The organism is Candidatus Competibacter phosphatis (genome assembly GCF_012939995.1).
Taxonomy (GTDB): Bacteria; Pseudomonadota; Gammaproteobacteria; order Competibacterales; family Competibacteraceae; genus Competibacter; species Competibacter phosphatis.
This window is the reverse complement of the sequence record NZ_SPMZ01000025.1, coordinates 27,952-49,354: the sequence shown is the minus strand read 5'-3', so window position 1 is coordinate 49,354 and position 21,403 is coordinate 27,952. Positions and strand designations below refer to the sequence as shown.

13 protein-coding genes and 2 pseudogenes are annotated in these 21,403 nt (G+C 62.2%); 3 read left to right on the top strand and 12 right to left on the bottom strand.

Annotated features, from left to right (window positions below; genetic code table 11):
* Positions 1–100: 100 nt before the first annotated feature.
* From E4P82_RS09405 to E4P82_RS09390, 4 genes and pseudogenes are all read right to left on the bottom strand, one after another.
* Positions 101–2,410, bottom strand: a complete 2,310-nt coding sequence (locus E4P82_RS09405; protein WP_169248637.1) for a DUF5682 family protein — start codon at positions 2,408–2,410, stop codon at positions 101–103.
* Positions 2,411–2,421: 11 nt separating this feature from the next.
* Positions 2,422–3,502, bottom strand: a pseudogene (locus E4P82_RS09400) (ATP-binding protein).
* Positions 3,503–3,533: 31 nt separating this feature from the next.
* Positions 3,534–5,033 (bottom strand): DUF5691 domain-containing protein, encoded by a 1,500-nt coding sequence (locus E4P82_RS09395; protein WP_169248636.1) that lies wholly within the window; start codon positions 5,031–5,033, stop codon positions 3,534–3,536.
* 13 nt (positions 5,034–5,046) lie between these two features.
* Positions 5,047–6,375 carry an SWIM zinc finger family protein gene (locus E4P82_RS09390; protein WP_169248635.1) on the bottom strand — a complete coding sequence of 443 codons (1,329 nt, stop codon included), beginning with the start codon at positions 6,373–6,375 and terminating at the stop codon, positions 5,047–5,049.
* 174 nt (positions 6,376–6,549) lie between these two features.
* Here E4P82_RS09390 and E4P82_RS09385 point away from each other — a divergent pair, with 174 nt between their 5' ends.
* From E4P82_RS09385 to E4P82_RS09380, 3 genes are all read left to right on the top strand, one after another.
* Positions 6,550–8,628, top strand: coding sequence for a thioredoxin domain-containing protein (locus E4P82_RS09385; protein ID WP_169248634.1), 2,079 nt, complete (start codon positions 6,550–6,552; stop codon positions 8,626–8,628).
* A 185-nt stretch (positions 8,629–8,813) separates the two neighbouring features.
* Entirely contained in the window at positions 8,814–8,978 is a 165-nt protein-coding gene (locus E4P82_RS22010) for a hypothetical protein (RefSeq protein WP_246327472.1), read from the top strand.
* 25 nt (positions 8,979–9,003) lie between these two features.
* Positions 9,004–9,579: a hypothetical protein gene (locus E4P82_RS09380; protein ID WP_246327471.1), complete on the top strand. Its 576-nt coding sequence runs from the start codon at positions 9,004–9,006 to the stop codon at positions 9,577–9,579.
* Between the two features lie 58 nt (positions 9,580–9,637).
* Here E4P82_RS09380 and E4P82_RS09375 read toward each other — a convergent pair whose 3' ends face one another.
* From E4P82_RS09375 to E4P82_RS09340, 8 genes and pseudogenes are all read right to left on the bottom strand, one after another.
* Entirely contained in the window at positions 9,638–12,208 is a 2,571-nt protein-coding gene (locus E4P82_RS09375) for an EAL domain-containing protein (RefSeq protein WP_169248633.1), read from the bottom strand.
* A 261-nt stretch (positions 12,209–12,469) separates the two neighbouring features.
* Positions 12,470–14,677 (bottom strand): HDOD domain-containing protein, encoded by a 2,208-nt coding sequence (locus E4P82_RS09370; protein ID WP_169248632.1) that lies wholly within the window; start codon positions 14,675–14,677, stop codon positions 12,470–12,472.
* A gap of 676 nt (positions 14,678–15,353) precedes the next feature.
* A complete protein-coding gene (locus tag E4P82_RS09365; RefSeq protein WP_169248631.1) occupies positions 15,354–15,743 on the bottom strand; it encodes a glycine zipper 2TM domain-containing protein in 390 nt (129 codons plus the stop codon).
* Between the two features lie 187 nt (positions 15,744–15,930).
* Entirely contained in the window at positions 15,931–16,905 is a 975-nt protein-coding gene (locus tag E4P82_RS09360) for a ribonuclease D (RefSeq protein WP_169248630.1), read from the bottom strand.
* A 153-nt stretch (positions 16,906–17,058) separates the two neighbouring features.
* Positions 17,059–17,532 (bottom strand): cyclic pyranopterin monophosphate synthase MoaC, encoded by a 474-nt coding sequence (gene moaC, locus E4P82_RS09355; protein ID WP_169248629.1) that lies wholly within the window; start codon positions 17,530–17,532, stop codon positions 17,059–17,061.
* Positions 17,533–17,667: 135 nt separating this feature from the next.
* Positions 17,668–19,712 (bottom strand): annotated as a pseudogene (locus E4P82_RS09350) (sodium-translocating pyrophosphatase).
* Positions 19,713–20,006: 294 nt separating this feature from the next.
* Positions 20,007–20,546, bottom strand: a complete 540-nt coding sequence (gene ppa, locus E4P82_RS09345; RefSeq protein ID WP_169248628.1) for an inorganic diphosphatase — start codon at positions 20,544–20,546, stop codon at positions 20,007–20,009.
* Between the two features lie 154 nt (positions 20,547–20,700).
* Positions 20,701–21,402, bottom strand: a complete 702-nt coding sequence (locus E4P82_RS09340; RefSeq protein ID WP_169248627.1) for an ABC transporter ATP-binding protein — start codon at positions 21,400–21,402, stop codon at positions 20,701–20,703.
* Position 21,403: the final 1 nt, after the last annotated feature.

The following is a 21,403-nucleotide window of genomic DNA, read 5'->3' as shown; positions in this document are numbered from 1 at the left end:
AGGGTTATATAGGTAGTCGTTGGGTTGTGCTGATAACTGTAGACGATGACGACGTTTGCTTCCGTCACGGCTATTCGCGACGATGCCGCGCTCGATTCGTTCAGACCAAGCCCAACAATCGCGCCGCCACGGGCAGCACCCGGTCCGCCCGCGCCGCATCCACCTCGGTTTCAGCCGCGATGGCGGTCCGCGCCGCGCCGCCGTGCTTGACCCGTTCGCCGATCTGGCGCCGTTCGGGCGCGGGGAAGCTGGCGAAAGTGCGGCGCAACAGCGGCAGCAATTGGGTAAACGCCTCACCGGGCAGGCTGCTTACCCAAGCGTCCAGAATCCCCCACAGCATCTCGTTATGCAGCAGTAACAATCCGCTACCGTGCAGGAAACCTTCCAGCCAGGCCGCCGCCTGGGCTGGTTCGCCGACCGGGGATAGCGCCAGCCCCATGCGCCGAGCGGTTTCCGGCGGCGACAGCACCTCCTGTTCGAACAGCAGCCGGCAGGCGTAACCGGCCAGCAGTCCGTGCAATCCCGCCTGATCGGCCAGTTTAGCCAGCGCGTCCCGCCAGATAGCGGCCTGTTCCGGGTTTTGCAACAAACCGATGGCGGTATTCATGACCCGCAGCTTGTCGAACATTACCTCCGCCGCCTCGTCGTCCAGCGAACCGCAAGCGGCCGGGAGACCGATGGCGACACGGGTGATCAGCCCGTCGACCACATGCCCAACCAGCCCGGCATCGGTCTGCCGGACATTGCCGTAGCGCAATACCCGCGCCAGTGCCGGCAGGCTATCCATCAGGTGCGGGATGTCGCTGGTCAGCGCGGCGACGTTTTGCAGGCGATCCATGACCTGGCTGATGGCGTCCGGCAGTTCGGCCAGCAGGGTTTTTTCGACCAGATCGGTCAGCGGGCTCAATTGCTCGCTGCGTTGGGCCAGATCGCGGGCACGAACGGTGGCGGCGTCCAGCACGGTGTTGCCCCACAGGTTGGCTTCGATTACCGCCACCGCCAGTTCCGGCTGCCATTGCAGTCGCCAGTGCTCCTTGAAGGTGCCCTTGCCGCTGGCGCGTTCGGCCTTCCCCCAGGAAATATCGAGCAGGTTCAAGCGGTGCAGCAGTTGACTGCGCTCCAGATCGTTCGGCTTGCGCAGATCGAGTTCCAACAGACGCTGCCCGGCCTCCGGTGGCAACCGCAGCCGTTTCTGCTGACGCTGCATATCCTGCTGCAACGGCAACATCGGCGTCCTATCGGGTACTTCGCCCAGCCGTTCGCCGATGGTCAGTTGTTCCTCGATCAGCCGCAGCGGCGCGGCCTCTCCGTGGCAGAGCACGGCCAGCGCCGCCTCATTCAACTCCTCCAGCGTCGGCCGGGGCCGGTCGCGCAGGGCGGCCAGCGCCTCGGCCAGCCGCGCCGCTTCGATCACGCTGGCGGTGGATGCGATCAGATCGTGCTGGCGCAGCAGTTGAGCGATGCGCGCCAACCAGCGGCTGGTCGGCTCGCCGGCGCTGTCCCACAGGTGTTGATAAAACCCCGGCGCCTCAACCCCCGCGCCGTAGCCGCTGGCATGGGTCAAGCGGCCATGCGTCCACGGCACCCAGGTCGCGGCCAGTTTGCGCTTGGGCAATCCCTTGAGGCGGGCATTGTCCTCGCGGGCCGGCGGCAAGTCGCACAGGGCCGGGACGTGCCAAGCGCCGCAGATGACGGCAATGCGTTCGAATCCCTCCTTGCGCGCCACGCGCAACTGGACCCGCATCGCCGCTTCGCGTCGTTGCTCCTCTTCTTCCGATGGCGACTGGGCGTCGGCCTCGGTCCGCAATGCCGTCATCAGTTCTCGAATCGCCTGGAACAGTTCGCGGCTGTCCTGACGCTGCTCGACCAGATGCTCCCACCAGCGCTCGCCGTCGCCGTAACCGGCCGCTTCGGCGACCCAGCGCAATGGATCGCGGTGCAGGTCGGGCAACGCGGCAGTGCTGTCCTCCGTATCGTTCTCGGTCGTCTCGTCACCGTTTTCTTCCGCGAGGGTGACTGCTGGAGATTCGGAAGTGGCGGCCTCGTCCATCGGCTCGACAGGTTCCGCCGCCGATTCCGCTTCGCTTTCCAGCGCCAAGCGGATCGCCTGTGGCAGATCCATGAGGCGCACCGGGATGTCGTTTTGCAAGCCGTGGCGGATCGCCTGCCATTCCGGGGAGAATTCGGCGAAGGGATAGTAGACGGCGCGACGCGGTTCGGTGGGATCGTACAGCAGCAGCGCCACCGGCGGTTTCATGTCGGGGTCGGCGGCCAGCGGCAGCACGCCTTGGGCGTCGGGCGGACCTTCGACCAGAATCAGATCCGGTCGCAGCTCCGCCAGCGCCTTCAGCACGCTGCGCGCCGAACCCGGTCCATGATGGCGGATGCCGAAAATCGCGGGGTCGTTCATGGTCGCCCGCGTTACGAGACGTCGCGGCAGGCGCGATAGAGATCCTTCCAGCCGTCGCGTTCCTTGACGATGGTTTCCAGATACTCGCGCCAGACGATGGCATCCTGCACCGGGTCCTTGACCACCGCGCCGATCAGGCTGGAAGCGAGATCACCGGCCTGCAAACGCCCGTCGCCGAAATGCGCCGCCAGCGCCAGGCCGTTGTTCAGCACCGAAATCGCCTCGGCCACGCTCAGGGCGCCGCTGGGCGATTTCAGCTTGGCCTTGCCGTCCAGCGTCACCCCGGCGCGCAGTTCGCGGAAGATGGTCACCAGCCGGCGGATTTCCTCCAGCGCCGGCGCTTCGGCCGGCAACTCCAAGGCCCGGCCCAGCGCGGCCACCCGCTGCTGGACGATCTCGACTTCCTCTTCCAAGGTATCCGGGGTCGGCAGCACCACGGTGTTGAAACGCCGCTTCAGGGCGCTGGACAGTTCGTTGACCCCCCCGGTCGCGGTCGTTGGCGGTGGCGATCAGGTTGAAGCCTTTCAACGCCTGCACTTCGGTATCCAGTTCCGGGATCGGCAGGGTTTTCTCGGACAGCACGGTGATCAGCGCATCCTGCACGTCGGAAGGAATGCGGGTCAGCTCCTCGACCCGGGCAATGCTGCCGTCTTGCATGGCGCGCATGACCGGACTGGGGACCAATGCCGCCAGCGACGGGCCTTCGGCCAGCAGGCGCGCATAGTTCCAACCATAACGGATGGCATCCTCACCGGTACCGGCGGTGCCCTGCACCAGCGCGGTGGAGTCACCGGAGATCGCCGCCGCCAGATGTTCCGACACCCAGGTCTTGGCGGTGCCGGGCACGCCCAGCAGCAACAGGGCGCGGTCGGTGGCCAGCGTGGCGACGGCGACTTCCATCAGCCGGCGGTTACCGATGTATTTGGGGGTGACGGCGAAACCGCTGTCCAGGGTACCGCCCAGCAGATACATCGTTACCGCTCGCGGCGACAAATGCCAGTTGGGCGGCCGAGGGTGCCGGTCGGTCTCGGCCAGTACGTGCAGTTCCTCGGCGAACTGCTGTTCCGCGTGTTCTCGTAGCAGGGTGCTCATGAAGTATGGATTCCCGATGAAAGGTTTGAGCCTATTGTGCGATGGCTTCCCGCATCGCCCGCCGAAAGCGTAGCCGGTCGAGAAACTCGTTCACGGCGGTTTCCCATTGCGACCATTGTCGGGATTCGGTCGGCCAGCCGGCGGCGGCTTCCTCGCTGAATTCCGGCGGCAGCCAGCGGGCGAAACCGCGCAAGGCGCTGGCCAACCACCAATCCGGCTGTTTGTCCTGGCGGATTCGCTGGCGGACCTGTTCCAGTACCGCCCGACTCAGTTCGACGCTCCAGAGCCGTTCGACGTGACTCAACACCACCAGCGCCGATGCCCGGCCGCCGCCCGAAGCCTCGCGCAACAGTGTCAGCACATAAGCCTCGAATCGCGCCGGCGGCAGAACGTCGGCCAGGGTGGCGGTCAAGGTGGCGTGGTCGGGATGGAGCGGCAGCAAGGCTTCCGCCCAGTCGGCGTCGCGATGCCGTTGCGTCGCCAGCACCCATCCGTCCAGCAAGGCATGCCGCCACTCGCAATCGCGGCTGGCGGCCAGAATTTCCGCCGGGGTTCGCCGCCACTCCCGACACCAGGTCGCTGGCGGCGTCGCGGCGACGATCTGGCTGAGCCGCCAAGCTTTCTCGCCCAGTTTCACGTTAGAGGGCGGATCGGTGATGCCGTCGCGGCGCAGCACGGGCTCGTCCTCCGGCAAGTCCGCTTCCAGGCGGTCGCGCTTCAGCAGACCGGCGGGTTGAAACCGCAGCAGCCGCAAGGCTCGCGCGGTCAGTTCCCGGCTCAGTCTGGATTGCGGCAAGCGCGCCAGCAGATCGGCGGCGGCGCGAGCGACTTCGCTGTTGCGGTCGTCGAGCGCGATTTCCAGTAACGGTTCGTCGGCCGGATTCAGCCCAGTGGCCAGCACCAGGATGAATTCGCGCCGGTGGCGGACCAACTCCTCGCCCCAGGTCGCGGCCAGCAGTTCTCGCCCTCGTTCCGGCTGAAACGCTCGTAACTGGTGCAGCAAGGCCAGCCGTTCCTCGAAACGGCCGGTTTGCCAAATGGTCTCGTCAATGGTCCCGATGGCGTAGCTCCAGTCCGAATTGTGCCGGGCCAACCAGTGCCCGCGCCGACCCAGCACCGGCAACAACGCCGGGCGGAGCGCGGTCTGTTTCGCCCCGACATCCAGCAGCGCCGGCAGCCATTCCTCGGGCACGCGCCGTCCGGCCGCGCCCAGCGCTTCCAACCATTCCGGCAGCAGTTCCGAGTCGTGACCTTGCAGCAGCAGGGCGAGATGCTGGCAAGCCAAGCGACCGCAACCGGGCGCGGCATCCGGTTCGCAGGGTGGGGGTGGAGACTGAGGATCGTCGGCGAGCCGCCGCCCCGCCCGCCGCCATAACGCCACCACGCCCGCCGCGCGCAGCAGCGCGCCTTCGCGGTCGTCCTCATCCAGCCGGCCAAGTACCTGCCCCAGCGCGTCTTCGTCGCCGGCAACGGACGGGGCTTGCCGTTCGGTGCCCAGCAGGGCGCAAGTCACCAGTTCCCGCCATGCCATCGTCGTGCCTCCGTCAAAAGGCCGTGAGCTGGCCATCGCTCCAGCTACTCAGTGGCCAGAATTGCTGGCCGTTCCATTCGCCGAACACGGTCAGGGGCGATCCACCGCTACAGGCCAACAAGCGCCAAGTCTCGATGAAGCCGGGATGACACGGCAGCAGCTTCGCGGCGGCGTCGCGCAGGAACCAGGTATCGGACTCGCGCCGCACCGGCAGAGCCTCGGCCACGGCCGCCGGCAACACCGCCAGCCAAGGTTGCCGGGCCAGCGCCGCGGCATAGCGGTCCAGCAGCGCCGCGCCATCGGCCAATCCAGTGGGCATTTCCTGATCTTCGACGGCGACGGCATGACGCAATAAAGCCCGTTGCGGATATTCGCTGGGGAAAAAACCGAGTTCCGCCTCCAGCCAGCTTCCCGGCGCGGCCATGGGCGGCATGGGCTGGCTCTGATGGGCGAAGTCCAGCACCAGTGCCAGTCGATCATGATGCCGGCTCCACAACCAACTGCGCCGCACCCGCATCTGTTCTTCCTCGTAGCCGCGCTGACCGACCAGCAACCAGCGATCGCGCAACCAAGCGTCCGCCGGCAAATCCGCCTCCTGCCAGCTCCAGCCGATGCGGGAGCGAATGTCGGCCCGCAATGGTTCCGGCAGGACATCGAGCCGGCGGTGGCCCTCCAGCAGCAGATACAGCGACCCCAGTTGCGCCAGCAGGCGTTCACCCCAACCTTCGCCGCTGGCCGGAATGCTGGCCAGCTCCCGCAGCCAGTTGGCCAATCCTCGCGCCTGCGCGTCCCACAAGCGTTCGGCCATGCCGTCCCAGTAACGGGCGGATTGTTGCTGGGCGTGGGCCAGCCCCTGCCGGACCAGATCGCGCAGCCAGCGCTCCAGTTCCTCCAGTCCGATCTCGACCTTGCGCTGCCGTTCGGCGACTCGCTTATCCTTGGCCGCCGCTCGCTTGGCCTGCTGTTCCGGGTCGAGGTCGCTGTCGGCGCCGGCCCTGGCGGCCTTACGGCGGGCGGTTTGCTCCCGTTTGGCCAGCCATTCGCTCAACCAGACGGGCGGCTCGCCAACGGAAACCACGTCGGGTTGGGTGGCGGCGAACAGCAATAGTCCCAGTGCGTGCTTGCAGGGAAACTTGCGGCTGGGGCAGGTGCATTTGAACGCGGGTTCGGTCGGATCGACGCAGACCTGATAGAGGGCGCTACCCTTGCATTCGCCCCACAGCGCCTGGTCGTTTTGCCCGACCGTTGGCCATTTCCCGGGCCGCGCCAAACCCCGCGCGGCTTTCACCGAGGCGGCATCCGGGGCCAGAGCGATGACTTGTTCGGTGGTCAGGAGAAGCATAAGGGGTACTCTGCTTTTGGAAGCGACATTACATTATAAATGTATCATTCGAGTTGGGAACGATGGCACGCTGTTCCATGCCGGAGAGCGCTTGCAAGTCGCTGGGAACCTATTGGGGTTCGCAAGCCACTCATGAAGAATCGCCGCTCACCGTCTCGCCCTCGGAAATCCGCCATGACCGAACAGCCGCACAGCAACCGCCTCATTCACGAAACCAGCCCCTATCTGCGCCAGCATGCCCACAACCCCGTGGATTGGTATCCCTGGGGCGAGGAAGCGCTCGACCGTGCCCGCCGCGAAGGCAAGCCGATTCTGCTATCCATCGGCTATTCGGCCTGCCACTGGTGCCACGTCATGGCCCACGAATCCTTCGAGGATGAGGCCACCGCCCAAGTGATGAACGAATTGTTCGTTAACATCAAGGTGGACCGGGAAGAGCGGCCCGACCTCGACAAAATTTACCAAACCGCCTTTCAGATGCTGCACCGGCGGGCCGGCGGCTGGCCGCTGACGATGTTTCTGACCCACGACGATCATGTACCCTTCGTCGGCGGCACCTATTTCCCCAAGACGCCCCGCTACGGGATGCCGGCCTTTACCGACATCTTGCGCCGGGTCAGCACCCATTACCGCCAGCATCAACCGGAACTCCGCCAACAGAACCAGGCCCTGCTGGATGCCCTGCGCGCCGAAATCGCCGCGCCCGCCGCAGCCGACGCGGCGGTGTTGAACGACGCGCCATTGCGGGCGGCACGGGACGCGCTGATCCACAGCTTCGATCCAATGCACGGCGGCTTCGGTGGCGCCCCCAAGTTCCCGCATCCCACCAGTCTGGAACATCTGCTGCGGTGCTGGGCCGCCAGTGTCCAGGGCGTCGAACCGGACCGACCGGCGGAAACCGCCGTGCTGTCCACCCTGCGAAAAATGGCGCTGGGCGGTATTTACGATCACCTGGGCGGCGGTTTCTACCGCTATTCGGTCGATGCCGAATGGCAAATTCCCCATTTCGAGAAGATGCTGTACGACAATGGTCCATTGTTGGCGCTGTACGCCCAGGCATGGCAAGCGACCCAGGACCCACTGTTCCGCACGGCCGCCGAGGAAACCGGTGCCTGGCTGCTGCGGGAAATGCAGGACCCGGCCGGCGGCTACTACGCCACGCTCGATGCCGACTCCGAGGGCGAGGAAGGCAAATTTTACCTATGGACTCCCGACCAGGTCCGCGAGCTGCTGAGCACCGAGGAATACGTCGCCTTCGCCGTCTGTCATGGCTTGGAGCAACCGCCCAATTTCGAGAATCACGCCTGGCATCCGCGGCGGATCGCCGAGCCGTCCGAACTGGCCAGCCGCTTGGCGGTCGCGCCGGAGCAGGTCGATGAATGGCTGGCCGCCGCCCGGCGCAAGCTGCTCGAAGCCCGCTCGCAACGCATCTGGCCGGGCCGCGACGAGAAAATCCTGACCGCCTGGAACGGCCTGACGATTCGCGGCATGGCCATCGCCGGCCGTCATCTCGGGCGGGCCGAGTTCGTGGCCTCGGCGGAGCGTGCCCTGGATTTCATCCGCGCCCGGCTGTGGCGGGACGGTCGGCTGTTGGCGGCCCACAAGGACGGTCAGGCACGCCTGAACGCCTATCTGGACGACTACGCCTTTCTGATCGACGGCATTCTGGAACTACTGCAATGCCGTTGGCGGGATGGCGATCTGGATTTCGCGCTGGCCTTGGCCGAAGTGCTGCTCGACCAGTTCCAGGACCGGGAAGCGGGCGGTTTCTTCTTCACCGCCACCGATCACGAGACCTTGATCCAGCGGCCCAAGCCAGCCCACGACGACGCCTTGCCGGCCGGCAACGGTATCGCCGCGCAGGTGCTGTTGAAACTGGGCCATCTCACCGGTCGGGCGGATTATCTGGAAGCCGCCGAGCGAACCTTGCGTTGGGCTTGGCCTGTGCTCGAACAGATTCCCAACGCCTGCAACGCCCTGCTGGCGGCGCTGGAGGATTTTCTCGAACCGGCGCAAACGATCGTGCTGCGCGGCCAACCGGAGGCGTTGGCGGAGTGGTGGGAACGATGCGCCCGGCCTTACGCCCCGCGTCGGCTGACGCTGGCCATCCCCGCCACGGCCACCGTCCCCACCGGTTTGCTGGTCGAGCGACGAGCAGGCGCGGCGCCGGTAACTGCCTACGTCTGCACCGGACTGGAATGCCGATCGCCGATCACGACCCTTGATGCCCTGGAGCGGGAATTGGCCCAATGACCGACCTCTTCGCGCCGAACGCCGATATTGGAGTGAAAAGACACCCGCGCGACGGTTGGTCGCGCCTATAATTGCAAACATGATCTTCGGATCGAAGCCAAAACCTAACATGCTTCCTGGCAATCCGCCGGTTTCCAAGGAGGCACGCATCAAAACCATGACTTGTTTGAAGAGGGCACGCGACCATGACCGCTTATATGTACTTCTCGCTGATTCCCGAGGCGCTGATCGTATCCATGCTGCCACCGGAACAGTTCGGGCAATATTACGCGACCGGCCACAAATACAAATCCAAGGGACAAGCGATCTTTTTCGAGGTCGACCCGGCTTTCCGCAACGAATTTTTTTGAGATCGACGATGGGCTCAAGCGCTGTGTGCCGCATCCGGATGGGGCACCGAAGAATTCGGTTTACATTTCGATCTACCGAGTACTGGAACACATTCCCATCAACGCGCTGGGCAAGCTGTATCTGAGCACCGCCTACGGCCATACCCTAGGTTTGGAGCGAGGCCCGATCGCGCCGCGCGAAGCGCCGACCCTGCACATGTTCCAGGATCTGGCACCGGTCAACAGTCTGGTGGTCAGCGCACAGGACCCGGTGAGCTACTACCAGGGCGTCACCAGCAAGCCGGCTAAGTTCATTCGCTTCCCCGCATTGTGCTTCGTCGAACTCGGCCTGGGCGCGCTGGCGAGCGACCCCGCAAACGGGCCGGTCGGCGACCTGCCCTACTCGTTCATGCATCACCTACGCGAGGCGTTGATGGAGCTGGAACCCAACAGCAAGCAAAGCAAGTTGGTCCATCGGGTACATTCCCTGGAATTTCCGTACCGCATGATCAAGAGCGGTTTCTACATCGGCAACGGCGACGATCTGGCTTTCTACCCGATGCCGTCGCACGAAGCGTTGCGCCGCGAACACAACAGTTGGTGGCGTTCGGCCAACCTGTAAACGGACGGCCGCCGTCGGGATTTCCGGCGGCGGCCCATCCAGCTAGCCCGATGGCCGGCTAATGTTGCAGATCCAAGCCGATCTGCGGGCAGTACGCCACCAGTTCCGCCAACGGACGCGGTTTACCCACCCCATAGCCTTGGGCGTAGTTCACGCCAATGGCGCGCAGTTTGGCCAGGATCTGGTCGTTTTCCACGAACTCGGCGATGGTTTCCATGCCCATCACATGACCGACGTCGTTGATGGAACTCACCATGGCCAGGGATACCGGATCGTTGGCGATGTCTTCCACGAAGACGCCATCGATCTTGAGAAAATCCACCGGGAGTTTCTTGAGATAGGCAAAGGACGACAAGCCACTGCCAAAGTCGTCGAGGGCGAAGCGGCAGCCGATGCTCTTAAGGGCACCGATGAAATGCAGTGCGTTGTTGAAGTTGGCGATCGCGGCGGTTTCGGTCACCTCGAAACAGAGCTTGCCGCTCAGGTTCCGCCGGTGCTTCAAGCGCTCCACCAGATAATCCAACAAGGGAACGTCGCCGAGGGAAAGGCCGGACAGATTGATCGAACATAGCGACAGGTTCCTGAGGTGATCGGGATTGTCGGACAACCAATCCAACGCCGTGCTCACCACCCAGCGATCCAGCTTGACGGCCAGATGATAATGCTCCGCAGCCGGCAGGAAATTACCCGGCAGCACCAGTTGCCCGATCTCATCCTCCATGCGCAGCAGCAGTTCGTAGTGATGGCCATCGGACCGGCCCAGGGTGGGCACGATCGGCTGAAAAGCGAGTTGGAAGCGGTTCTCTTCCAACGCTTGGTTGATGCGCGCCACCCAGCACATTTCACCCTGGCGACGGGAAAGCTCGATATCGTTTTCGGTATAGAGGTGCGCGCGGTTGCGACCGGCGTCCTTGGCGGCGTAACAGGCGCTGTCGGCGGCGCTGAGCACGCTGTCGGAACTCTCGCTGGCGGCGGTGATCGACACCACGCCGATGCTTGCCCCCACATGGAACGTCTTGTCGCCCCAGGCAAAGCGAAAATCGCTGACCGCGCCGCACAGCGAATTGGCCAGCCGCATGGCGTCTTGCAGCGAACAGTACTCCATGAGCACCCCGAATTCGTCGCCCCCCAACCGCGCCAACATGTCCTGCCTGCGCACCCGCGCCTGCAGGATGCGCGAAAGCTGGAGCAGCAGGGCGTCGCCGGCCATGTGCCCGCAGGTGTCGTTGATGATCTTGAACTGGTCCAGATCGAGGTAGAAAAGGGCGTGCTCGACATTCTGCGCGCGACTGCATTCCAAAGCTTGCTGCAAGCGCCGCTCGAACGCGCGGCGGTTGGGCAATTCGGTGAGCGAGTCGTGGTTGGCCTGATGGCTGAGCTGCTCGGAAAGCAGTTGCGCTTCGGTGTTGTCCAGCCACGAGCCCACCAGTTCCACGGGATAGCCTTCGCTATCGCGGATCAGACGCACGGTATCCCGAATCCAGCGCCAACCGCCCTCGCGGTGGCGCAAGCGGTATTCGCAACTGGTCTGGACGTACTCATCCTCGCAGCTCTGGCTGCGCTTGAAGCGCGAGCGATCCTCCGGATGCACCAGATGTTCCCACAGGTGCTCGTCGGCAAGCAGATCTTCCGCCCGATAGCCCAGTAGATCGTTTACGTTGGAGCTGATGAAGTTGAGCGGTCGACTGGAATGGGGATCACGAGAATAGATGACCGCTGGGCTGGCGCTGACCACATGTTCCAAACGGGCGCTGGCTTGGCGCAAGGCTTCCTCGGCTCGGCGGCGACTAGTGACATCGCGAGCCACCAGATAACTACCGGTGAAGCGGGATTCCGAACCGTTCCCAGAAATGATCGGAAAAGCGGTCACCTCGGCGATCATAAAAAGATCCAGGGTCGGGCGGTCGTGATGGAAAGCCTCTTGGCGGAGAAAATGCCACTCCGCAAGTTGAGGTTCCGTCACTCCCGCAGCCAAACGGTGCAATAGCGTCGCCACCTTGTCCCGATCCGGCGGAGCCACCAAACAGGCCAGAGGTTGCCGCACCAACGCATCGGCTCCGAAACCGAGCAGCGTTTCCACCCGCTTGTTGAGATAGGAGAAACGCCCCTCCACATCTAACATGAAAATGAGATCGGGAGAATTGTTGACCAGGAAGCGATGCAGACGTTCGGATACCTCGACGCGGTCGCGCATCAACCGGTTGGCCCGCTCCAGTTGCAGCTTGCGGGTCGCGTTGGCAATGCTGGCCAGCAATTCATCCGGACCAAACGGTTTGCGCAGATAATCGATGGCGCCCCGACGCATGGCGGCGGTTGCTTCGACCACCGAGGTGGTACCGCTGATCACGATCACCGCCATGTCCAGGCAGCGCTCGATCGTAAAATCCAATACCGCCGCGCCCCCGATTCCCGGCATCCCCAGGTCCAGCACCAGCAAGTCGTAGCGATTCTTGGCCAGCTGCGTCAAGGCCGCCGTGCCGCTGACGGCCACCGCAACCACATAACCATGGGTTTCAAGCAACCGTTTGAGACTGGTCAGAAGACCGAGTTCATCGTCCACGACGAGAACCGAAAACGGCTCGTCCGGTTCCTCTTCACCACTATCGGCGCTCTTCAGCAGCTTAATCAAAGCAGCACTCCCGGCACCTCTGTGGGCGCTTGCGTGGGAACTGGAAGCTATCTGGCAACAAAGTCGGAGTTGGTTTTAATCTTCTTCACAGCACACAATCACCGGCGCGCGATCAACGATCGTACAAACACTCAAAATTAGGTTACACCAAAATAAAATGATTGTATCCCGTCGGAATCGATGAATGGGATTATGCAGGGCACGCCAGACGGACAGAATTCGCGGAGATCGAGCCAGATAGCAACCATTTACAATCACGTGTCAATTTATTGGCAGCAACACTATGAATATGGAGCCACCGCCGCCGTTCGGGCGACAAAGGGCTTGCCCACCCAATTCCTCGGCCAAGCTCTTGACGATCGCAAGACCCAGTCCGGCATGCCCGCCGCCTTTCGTGCTGACGGTAGGCTGAAACAACTTGGCGCGCACATGATCGGGCAAGCCTGGACCGTTATCGGCGACAGCCATTTCCACGTACTGACGCCCGTTCAGGTTGATCCGATCCTGGATGGATACGGTAATCGCTCCACCTGACCCCAACGCCTCGGCGGCATTGCGGATCAGGTTGAGCAGTATCTGCCGGATAACGTCGCGGCCACGCGGCAACACCAGAGGAACATCCGCCAGATTCAACTTCAGGTTGATACCGTGCGGCCGGCATAGGGCGTCGTCCAATACCCGCGCCAGATCCCGAACAATCTGAGTCAGGTTGACGCCGGCATCATCCAGCTCACCGCCGACCGGCTCGGACAGGCGCAGCAGAATGCGGCCGATTCGTTCCATCTCCTCTTGCAGTACTTTCAATTCATCACGGGTCACCTGCTCCTCCAGCCTGGTCGCAAGCAAAGCCAAGTAGTTGCGCATTATGGTCAGAGGGTTGGAAACTTCGTGCAGCACGGCGCGCACCTGTTGCCGCTCCAGCAGACGCTGATCGTCCTGAGCACGCTGTCGATTCATTTCGCGCTGTCGCAATCGTTCGAGTTCGGTAGCCGCAGTGACCGCGAATAGCCGTAGTAAGCGGGCGCGGGCTTGCAGACGTGGTAGTTGTTGGTGCGAAACCCCCATGGCCAGCACACCCAGTGAGCGATCGGCGACCGACAACGGCAAGCACAACGTTCCTTGCGTTTCCCACAGCCGGCTCAACTGGCGATCGACCACGCTGGCGGGTATTTCCGTGTCCAGGGAGTGGCTGATCCGCTGCTCCCGCCATGCCCGGTTGACCGCGTTGGCGGCTCCGTCGGGATCAATGACGATCTCGTGCAACAGGTCTTCAAATGGGCTGCCCCGCAGCATTCCGGTTTGCGGGTCTCGCAGGAAAAGGTGATTCTCAGGCACATCGAACAGGATCGCCGCGCAGCGCGAGATCGCTCGCAATAGCGCCGCTTCGTCATCGGCACTGTGCATTTCGCCTCGTACCTCGCCCATCAGGGCATGTTCGTGGACCGCCTGCCCCAAGCGATCCTGGGCGACCATGGCTTCCAGCAAGACCGACGGGTCGCCGGCCTGTTCAAGCTGGCCGCTCGTTCCGTCGGTCAGCATTCGCTCGCGAGCCGCCTGAGCGAATGAAATTTCGCCCGAGACCTCGGTCGCCTTGCGCCGGCTGCCGGTCGTCGACATATCGATCCCCAGATCCGCAGCCAGATTAATGACTTCGCGTTCCGCCTCGAACCGCGCTTGGCGCAACGAGTTCCGGTTCAAACCCAGCAAACTGTCCGCGCGAGCAAATGCTTCTTCCTGGGGATCTTCCGTCTGGCTCAAGGTATTGGCCACATGGAGCAGGCGCGACAGTGGATGGGCGCCGCGCAAATCGTCCGCATCCATATGATGGAAGCGAATAGCGTCCGCGAAAAACGAGCGTAGCCGCCAGGTTTCCACCAGCGCCGCACCCAACTCGCAGTGGTCTGTGTTGAACAACTGCTGCTCCAGCTCCGGTATCTCGTGCGGCGAGCGAGCAAGATGGCGGATCTCCTGCATGATCGTAAACGCCCTGCCGTGGCGGACACCGATGACCAGTTTGCCTAGATCGTGTAGTAGTCCACACAAATAGGCTTCCTCGGGTTCCGAATAATCGATGGTGACGGCCAGTCGTCGGGCCAGATGAGCGCAGGTTAGCGAGTGAAGCCAGAATTGATCCAGTGCCGATGCGGGGATGTCGCGTAAGGGCGCAAGCGATTGGTGGATCGCGGTCGTGGCAATGATGCTTCTGGCGGTTTCCTCGCCCAGTACCGCAAGCGCGGATTCCAGATTCGCCTGACGCGGCGCCCCATCACGACACGCGGCCGAATTCGCCACCGCCAGCATGCGCGCGCTCAGAATTGCATCGTAACCGGTCAGCCGAGCCAGTTTCTGGATACTGGTCTCCGCGCTTTCGAAAGCGTCCAGCAGCTCTCCCACTACAGCCGGCAAAACTGGCAACGCCAGCAGATCGCTGCTATCGAAGAGAGGATGGGAAGCAACGGCTGCTGGCATGGTTTGCGATACCCCTTACTTTGAGTATTTTTTCGTATACAGTGCCAAAAAGTACCGTTACTGAAATTTCTCACTAAAATACGAATGCACTTCTATAATTCATGTTTTGATAGATAATGCATAAATCTTGCCATTAACCTATTAGATTGTTATTTTTTTAACTATATGTTTTTTAAACGAGGAAAAAATAAAAACGCCTACCAAGCAAAACTCATTGATAAATAAAAAATAATAGCTATTGCTATAAATTTAATACATAAGAAATCAATTAGTGACGATGGCCCGATCTAAATCGGGCCAAAGTGAACCGACCGAATGGGAAGGCAAAATAGAGATGGCGGGGGAAAAACTTGCAACATTCCCCTCAAGCGAAGCACGAGCGTTTCAACACACTGGGTCTTGCGAGAGGTTAAGGCGTCGAAGCGAGAATGAGGCAAGACACGACGAGACGCTTGCCATCGGAGAGGTCGGATCGGATGGAGTTCTGGTGAGCGGATAGGCGCGCGCAAGCCGCACTGGTTGGCGGGGTGCTTGGCTTTATAATCAGTCTGATTTTACAGGGATTTTATCGAAAATTGGACAACATGAGATTACGGTGGGAGTAAAGAGGCCTATCGCCATCGCAAATGATCCGCGCGGTCACGGGCATGATCGACTTATAACCATGCCCACCCGCTCAATAATCAGGGGCGTAATCGTCTGGATCACCACTGTCGTAGGCGGGCGCGGAGTCATAATAATTCGAGGCGGAGGGACGATAACGGTTGGGAGGCGGTGGCGCAAAACCGGCATCGTCATCGTAATATCCTTGATGCGATTGCAGATACTCGATTTGCTGGTCGCGGTAATCCATCTGGCTGCCGATCGCGCTACCCACCAGTGCGCCGGCCACGCCACCGACCACGGCACCATCGTGACGATCGATCTGATGGCCGATGACCGCACCCGCCGTCGCACCCACCAATGCGCCATTCTGGGTGTGGTAATACGGCGCGTCCGGTGGGACACATGCCGTGTTCAAGCCCACGGTCGCTGTCAAAATGGCGATCTTGAGTGGCAAGCGCATGAAGGTTCTCCAAACAACAACGATGAGGTAAAAAAAAGACGGCGGTCACCGCCGTGAATAATGACCAGCGATACCGCCGTCACAAAGCACCCACATTCACCCACTCGGAGTGGAAATCAGTATCTTCCCGATAACATGAATATTGCCTGAACTTCATGCTGCCTGACGCTGGTACGCGAGTCCCGCATCAACGATCAGGTGCGGCTTGCGGGTTGGAGTCCGCGGTCAATCGCGCCAGCAGTTCTCGCCCGACCATCGCCGCCCGCCAACCGTGGAGCAACGGCGAATCTTCGCCCAGCAGCAATTTTTCCACATCCCACCGGTCAGCGAGACACTGCGATGGAATGCGATTGTGGTCCGCGCGAGCAGCGATCAACCTCAGCATCTCGTCCACCTTCGCGGCCTGCTCGGGCGAAACATGAGACCGGGCGGTCCGAACCGGCCATTGTTCTGGAGGTTCGGCGCGGGCAGTGGCAATCCGCGCCAGTAGGGCTTCACCCTGTCGTTGCACGGTGGTCGCCGGCAGGCCGCGAATGCGCGACAGTTCGTCCGGGGTCTTCGGCATTCGCCGAGCCAGTTCGAGCAGTGCCGCATCATCGAGAATCCAGCGACGTGGCCGATCGTGAGTGCTAGCTCGCTCCTCGCGCCAGGCGGCCAGCGCCCGTAACACTGCCCGCTGCACACCGCGCAATCGATTGTGCTCCCGAACCCGTCGCCAGGCTTCCCACGGTTGCAATCGGTAACGATCGGGGACGGCCAGCGCGGCAAAGTCCTCGGCTAGCGCATCCAGCCAGCCGCGCGCCGCCAGCGCCGCTTGTTGCCGCAGGTACAACTCCCGCAGATAACGCACGTCGGCGGCGGCATAAGCCAGCCATTCCGGCGCCAGCGGTCGGTGGCGCCAGTTGGCGCGAGTATGGGTCTTGTCCAGTTCCACGCCGAGTAGTTGTTGCACCAGGGCCGCGTAGCCGATTTGGCTACCATGCCCCAACACCAGCGCCGCCAGTTGGGTATCGAACACGGGCGTCGGCACCGCGCCGCGCAAATGGTAGAAGATTTCCAGATCCTGCTGCGCGGCGTGCAACACCTTGGTGATCGCCGGGTCGTAGAGCAGGTCCAGCAGTGGGTCCAGGGAAGGCAGCGCCAGCGGGTCGATACAGGCCACCCGGTCGGCGCTGGCAATCTGGATCAGACAAAGCTGGGGGGTAATAGGTCTGCTCGCGGATGAATTCGGTATCCAGCGCCAGCCAGGACACGCCGCGTAGGTCGGCGCAGAAATCGTTCAGCGCCGGCTGATCGACGATGTAGAGCAGGTCGCTCATGGACGCCGCCAAGCGCCGGATCGACCGCCGGTCTTTTCCAACAGGCGAATATCGGTCAGAGTCATGCCGCGATCCACCGCCTTGCACATGTCGTAGATCGTCAGTAGCGCGACTTGCACTGCGGTCAGGGCTTCCATCTCCACCCCGGTGGAACCCCGGGTTTCCACGGTCGCTTGGCAGCGCACCGCGTTGCGCTCCAGCAGGGGCTGTAAATCCACCGTCACCCGAGTCAGGGCCAGCGGGTGACAGAGCGGAATCAACTCGGCGGTACGCTTGGCGCCCATGATGCCGGCGATGCGCGCCACGCCCAGCACATCACCCTTGGCGTGCTCGCCCGCGACAATCCGTTCCAAGGTCGTCGATTGCATCAAGATACAACCCTCGGCGACCGCGGTCCGATGGGTGATGGCCTTGTCACCGACATCCACCATGTGGGCTTCGCCGGCGGCGTTGAAATGCGTCAGGGACATGGCAGGGAAAGGAAGAAGCGGTAGCGGAGAAAAGTATGGGGCGAGGATGGTTCCTCGCCCCTCATCAAAGATACTTTCGGGAGAGCGGGCTTTCCGCCCGTTGCGACACGGGCGGAAAGCCCGTGTCGCACAACCCTACATGGCCGCCAGCAACGGCACGATCAGCAACGCAACGATGTTGATGATCTTGATCAGCGGGTTGACCGCCGGACCAGCGGTATCCTTGTAGGGATCGCCGACGGTGTCGCCGGTAACCGAGGCTTTGTGGGCCTCGGAACCCTTGCCACCGAAGTTGCCATCTTCGATGTATTTCTTGGCGTTGTCCCAGGCGCCGCCGCCCGCTGTCATGGAAATCGCCACGAACAACCCGGTAATGATCGTTCCCATGAGCAAGCCACCCAACGCTTTCGGACCGGCCTCTGGACCCATCAGCCAAGCCATGCCGAACGCCACCACGATCGGCGTCAATACCGGTAACAGCGACGGCACGATCATTTCCTTGATCGCCGACTTGGTCAGCAAATCGACGGCCCGCGAATAATCCGGCTTGGTCGTGCCTTCCATGATGCCGGCGATTTCCTGGAATTGTCGGCGCACTTCCATCACCACACTGCCCGCAGCGCGACCGACCGCTTCCATCGCCATCGCTCCGAACAGAAACGGGATCATGCCGCCGATGAACAGCCCGATGATCACCACCGGGTCGGTCAGCTCGAAGCTGACCTTAATGTTCGCCAGCGCCAGCTTATGCTCGAAATCGGCGAACAGCACCAACGCCGCCAACGCCGCCGAACCAATGGCATAACCCTTGGTCACGGCCTTGGTGGTATTGCCCACCGCATCCAGCGGGTCGGTGATGCCGCGAATCTTCTCGTCCATGTCCGCCATTTCGGCGATGCCGCCGGCGTTGTCGGTGATCGGCCCATAGGCGTCCAGGGCGACGATGATACCGGCCATGGAGAGCATCGAGGTCGCGGCGATGGCGATGCCGTACAGCCCGGCCCAAGAGTAGGACAGACCGATGCTCAGGCAGACCGCCAGCACCGGCAGCGCGGTGGCCTTCATCGATACCGCCAGACCGGCGATGATGTTGGTGGCGTGACCGGTGGTGCAGGCTTCGGCCAACTTTTGCACGGGGCTGAATTCAGTGGCGGTGTAATACTCGGTGAAAACCACCATGGCGGCGGTCAAACCCAGTCCGATCAGCGCCGAACCGTAGAGACCCCAGGGATGCTGATCGCCCATCAGCACGAAGATGACGGGCAGGAAGGCCACCGCGGCGATACCGCCGGCCACGCCCAAACCGCGATACAGGGCGTTCATGATCTTTTCGCCTTCCCGGGCCTTGACGAACCCGCAGCCGATGATCGAGGCAATGATCGACACGCCGCCCATCAGCAGCGGCAGGACAATGGCGTTCTGGGTGGAATCGCCGGTGAACATCAGACTGCCGACCAACATGGTGGCGATGATGGTCACCGCGTAGGTCTCGAACAAGTCGGCGGCCATGCCGGCGCAGTCGCCCACATTGTCGCCCACGTTGTCGGCGATGACCGCTGGGTTACGCGGATCGTCTTCGGGGATACCGGCCTCCACCTTGCCGACCAGGTCGCGCCCACGTCGGCGCCCTTGGTGAAAATGCCACCGCCCAGACGAGCGAAAATCGAGATCAGCGAGCTACCGAAGGCCAGTCCGACCAGCGGGCCGAGATCGGAAACCGCGCCGCTGAACCCACCCAACAGCATGTAATAGCCGGTCACGCCGAGCAGGCCCAGACCAACCACCAGCAGGCCGGTGATCGCGCCGCCGCGAAACGCCACTTCGAGCGCCGCGTTCAGACCATTGTGAGCGGCTTGCGCGGTGCGCACGTTGGCGCGCACCGAAACGTACATACCGATGTAACCGGCCACACCGGAACAGATCGCGCCAATGGCGAAGCCGATGGCCGACAACGCGCCCAAGGTGAAGAAAATCACCACGCCGATGACCACGCCGACGACGGCGATGGTGGTGTACTGCCGGTTCAGGTAGGCACGGGCACCTTCCTGGACGGCGGAGGCGATTTCCTGCATCCGGGCATTGCCGGCATCCTTGGCCAATACCCATTTAACCGACTGGACACCGTAAACGAGCGCGCCGATGGCACAGACTAACGCGATGATCAATCCTACCGCCGCCATGACAAGGTTCCTCCAGGGTGTGAATAACGTATCCGCATGATATTCTCCCAATTATTGTACGATATTTGTTCGTTTATTCGCGCGACCGGCCGAATGAACCCCGAAACCCGGTTTGGACGCGACGCCATGTCCAAGTCACCGGGTGGAGGAATCCAGAACGACCTTTCACACTATCTCTAAGGATAGGTCAAGGAGAGCCATAACATACAGCTTCGATCATCGGCGACCATCAGCGCTCGACCCGACGCGATCGCGCGGCGCGCGATGGTGACGGGCAAGCACGGGGGCCGCATTTTACTGGTCTTTTTCCTGATTATAGAGTTCCACACTCTTCAAAACCTCGGCCTTGGCCTCTTCCAGGTTGCCCCAGCCATCGAGGCGAACCCACTTACCGGTATCGAGATCCTTGTAGTGCTGGAAAAAATGGGCGATCTGGTTCAACTGCGCCTTGGGCATCTGTTCGACCGACTCGACATCGTCGTACAGGGCGCATTCCTTTTTGATGGGTACCGCCAACAACTTGGCGTCTCCACCCCCTTCATCGGTCATTTTCAGCACGCCCAGCGGCCGGCAGCGCACCACGCAACCGCTGATGACCGGCAACGGGGCCACTACCAGCACGTCCAGCGGATCGCCGTCCTCGCAAAGGGTGTTGGGAATGTAGCCGTAGTTGCAGGGGTAGTGCATCGCGGTGTTCATGAAACGGTCCACGAACAGCGCGCCAGACTCCTTGTCCACTTCGTACTTCACCGGGTCGGAGTGCGCGGGGATTTCGATGATGACATTGAACTCGTCTGGGAGATTGTGACCGGCACCTACTCTATCCAGAATCATGGAACTTGCCTTTTGTAGTCATGCTGAATGGATGAAAGGGAGGGAGCTTATACTACAACAAGGCCAGACACTTGGCAGCATGGCGGCGCCAAGCGCGTGTGGACGCTAGGCAACGGGCGGCGGCATGGTCGGATGCGACGCTGGCTCCAGACGCTCAACCGCCCAGATAGGCTTTGCGAACCTCATCGTTGGCCAGCAGGTTGGCGCCGGTGTCGGCCAGCACGATGCGGCCGTTCTCCAAGACGTAGCCGCGATCGGCCAGTTGCAGGGCGCGGTGGGCGTTTTGCTCGACCAGAAAGATGGTCACGCCCTCCTCGCGGATCTCCCTCAGAATCTGAAAGATCTGGGCGATGATGATCGGCGCCAGCCCCAACGAGGGCTCGTCCAGCAGCAGCAGGTTGGGCCGGCTCATCAGGCCGCGACCGATGGCCAGCATCTGCTGCTCGCCGCCGGACAGAGTGCCGCCGCGCTGGCCGCGGCGCTCCTTGAGCCGGGGAAACAGGGTGAATACCCGCTCCAGATCGGTTTCCAGCCGCGCCTTGTCGGCGAAGAAACCACCCATTTGCAGGTTTTCCCGCACGGTCAGGCCGGGGAAAATGCGCCGCCCTTCCGGCACCTGCGCCAGTCCGCACTGCATGATGACATGAGTCGGCTTGCGGGTGATATCCTGCCCTTCGAAGATGACGCTGCCTTTCGTTGCCTGTGGCGAGCCGCAAATGGTCATGAGCAGCGTGCTCTTGCCGGCGCCGTTGGCGCCGATCAGGGTGACGATCTCGCCGGGATGCACCTCCAGCGAGACCCCCTTGAGCGCCTCGATCTGGCCATAGAACGTATGGACCTTGTCCAGCTTCAGCATC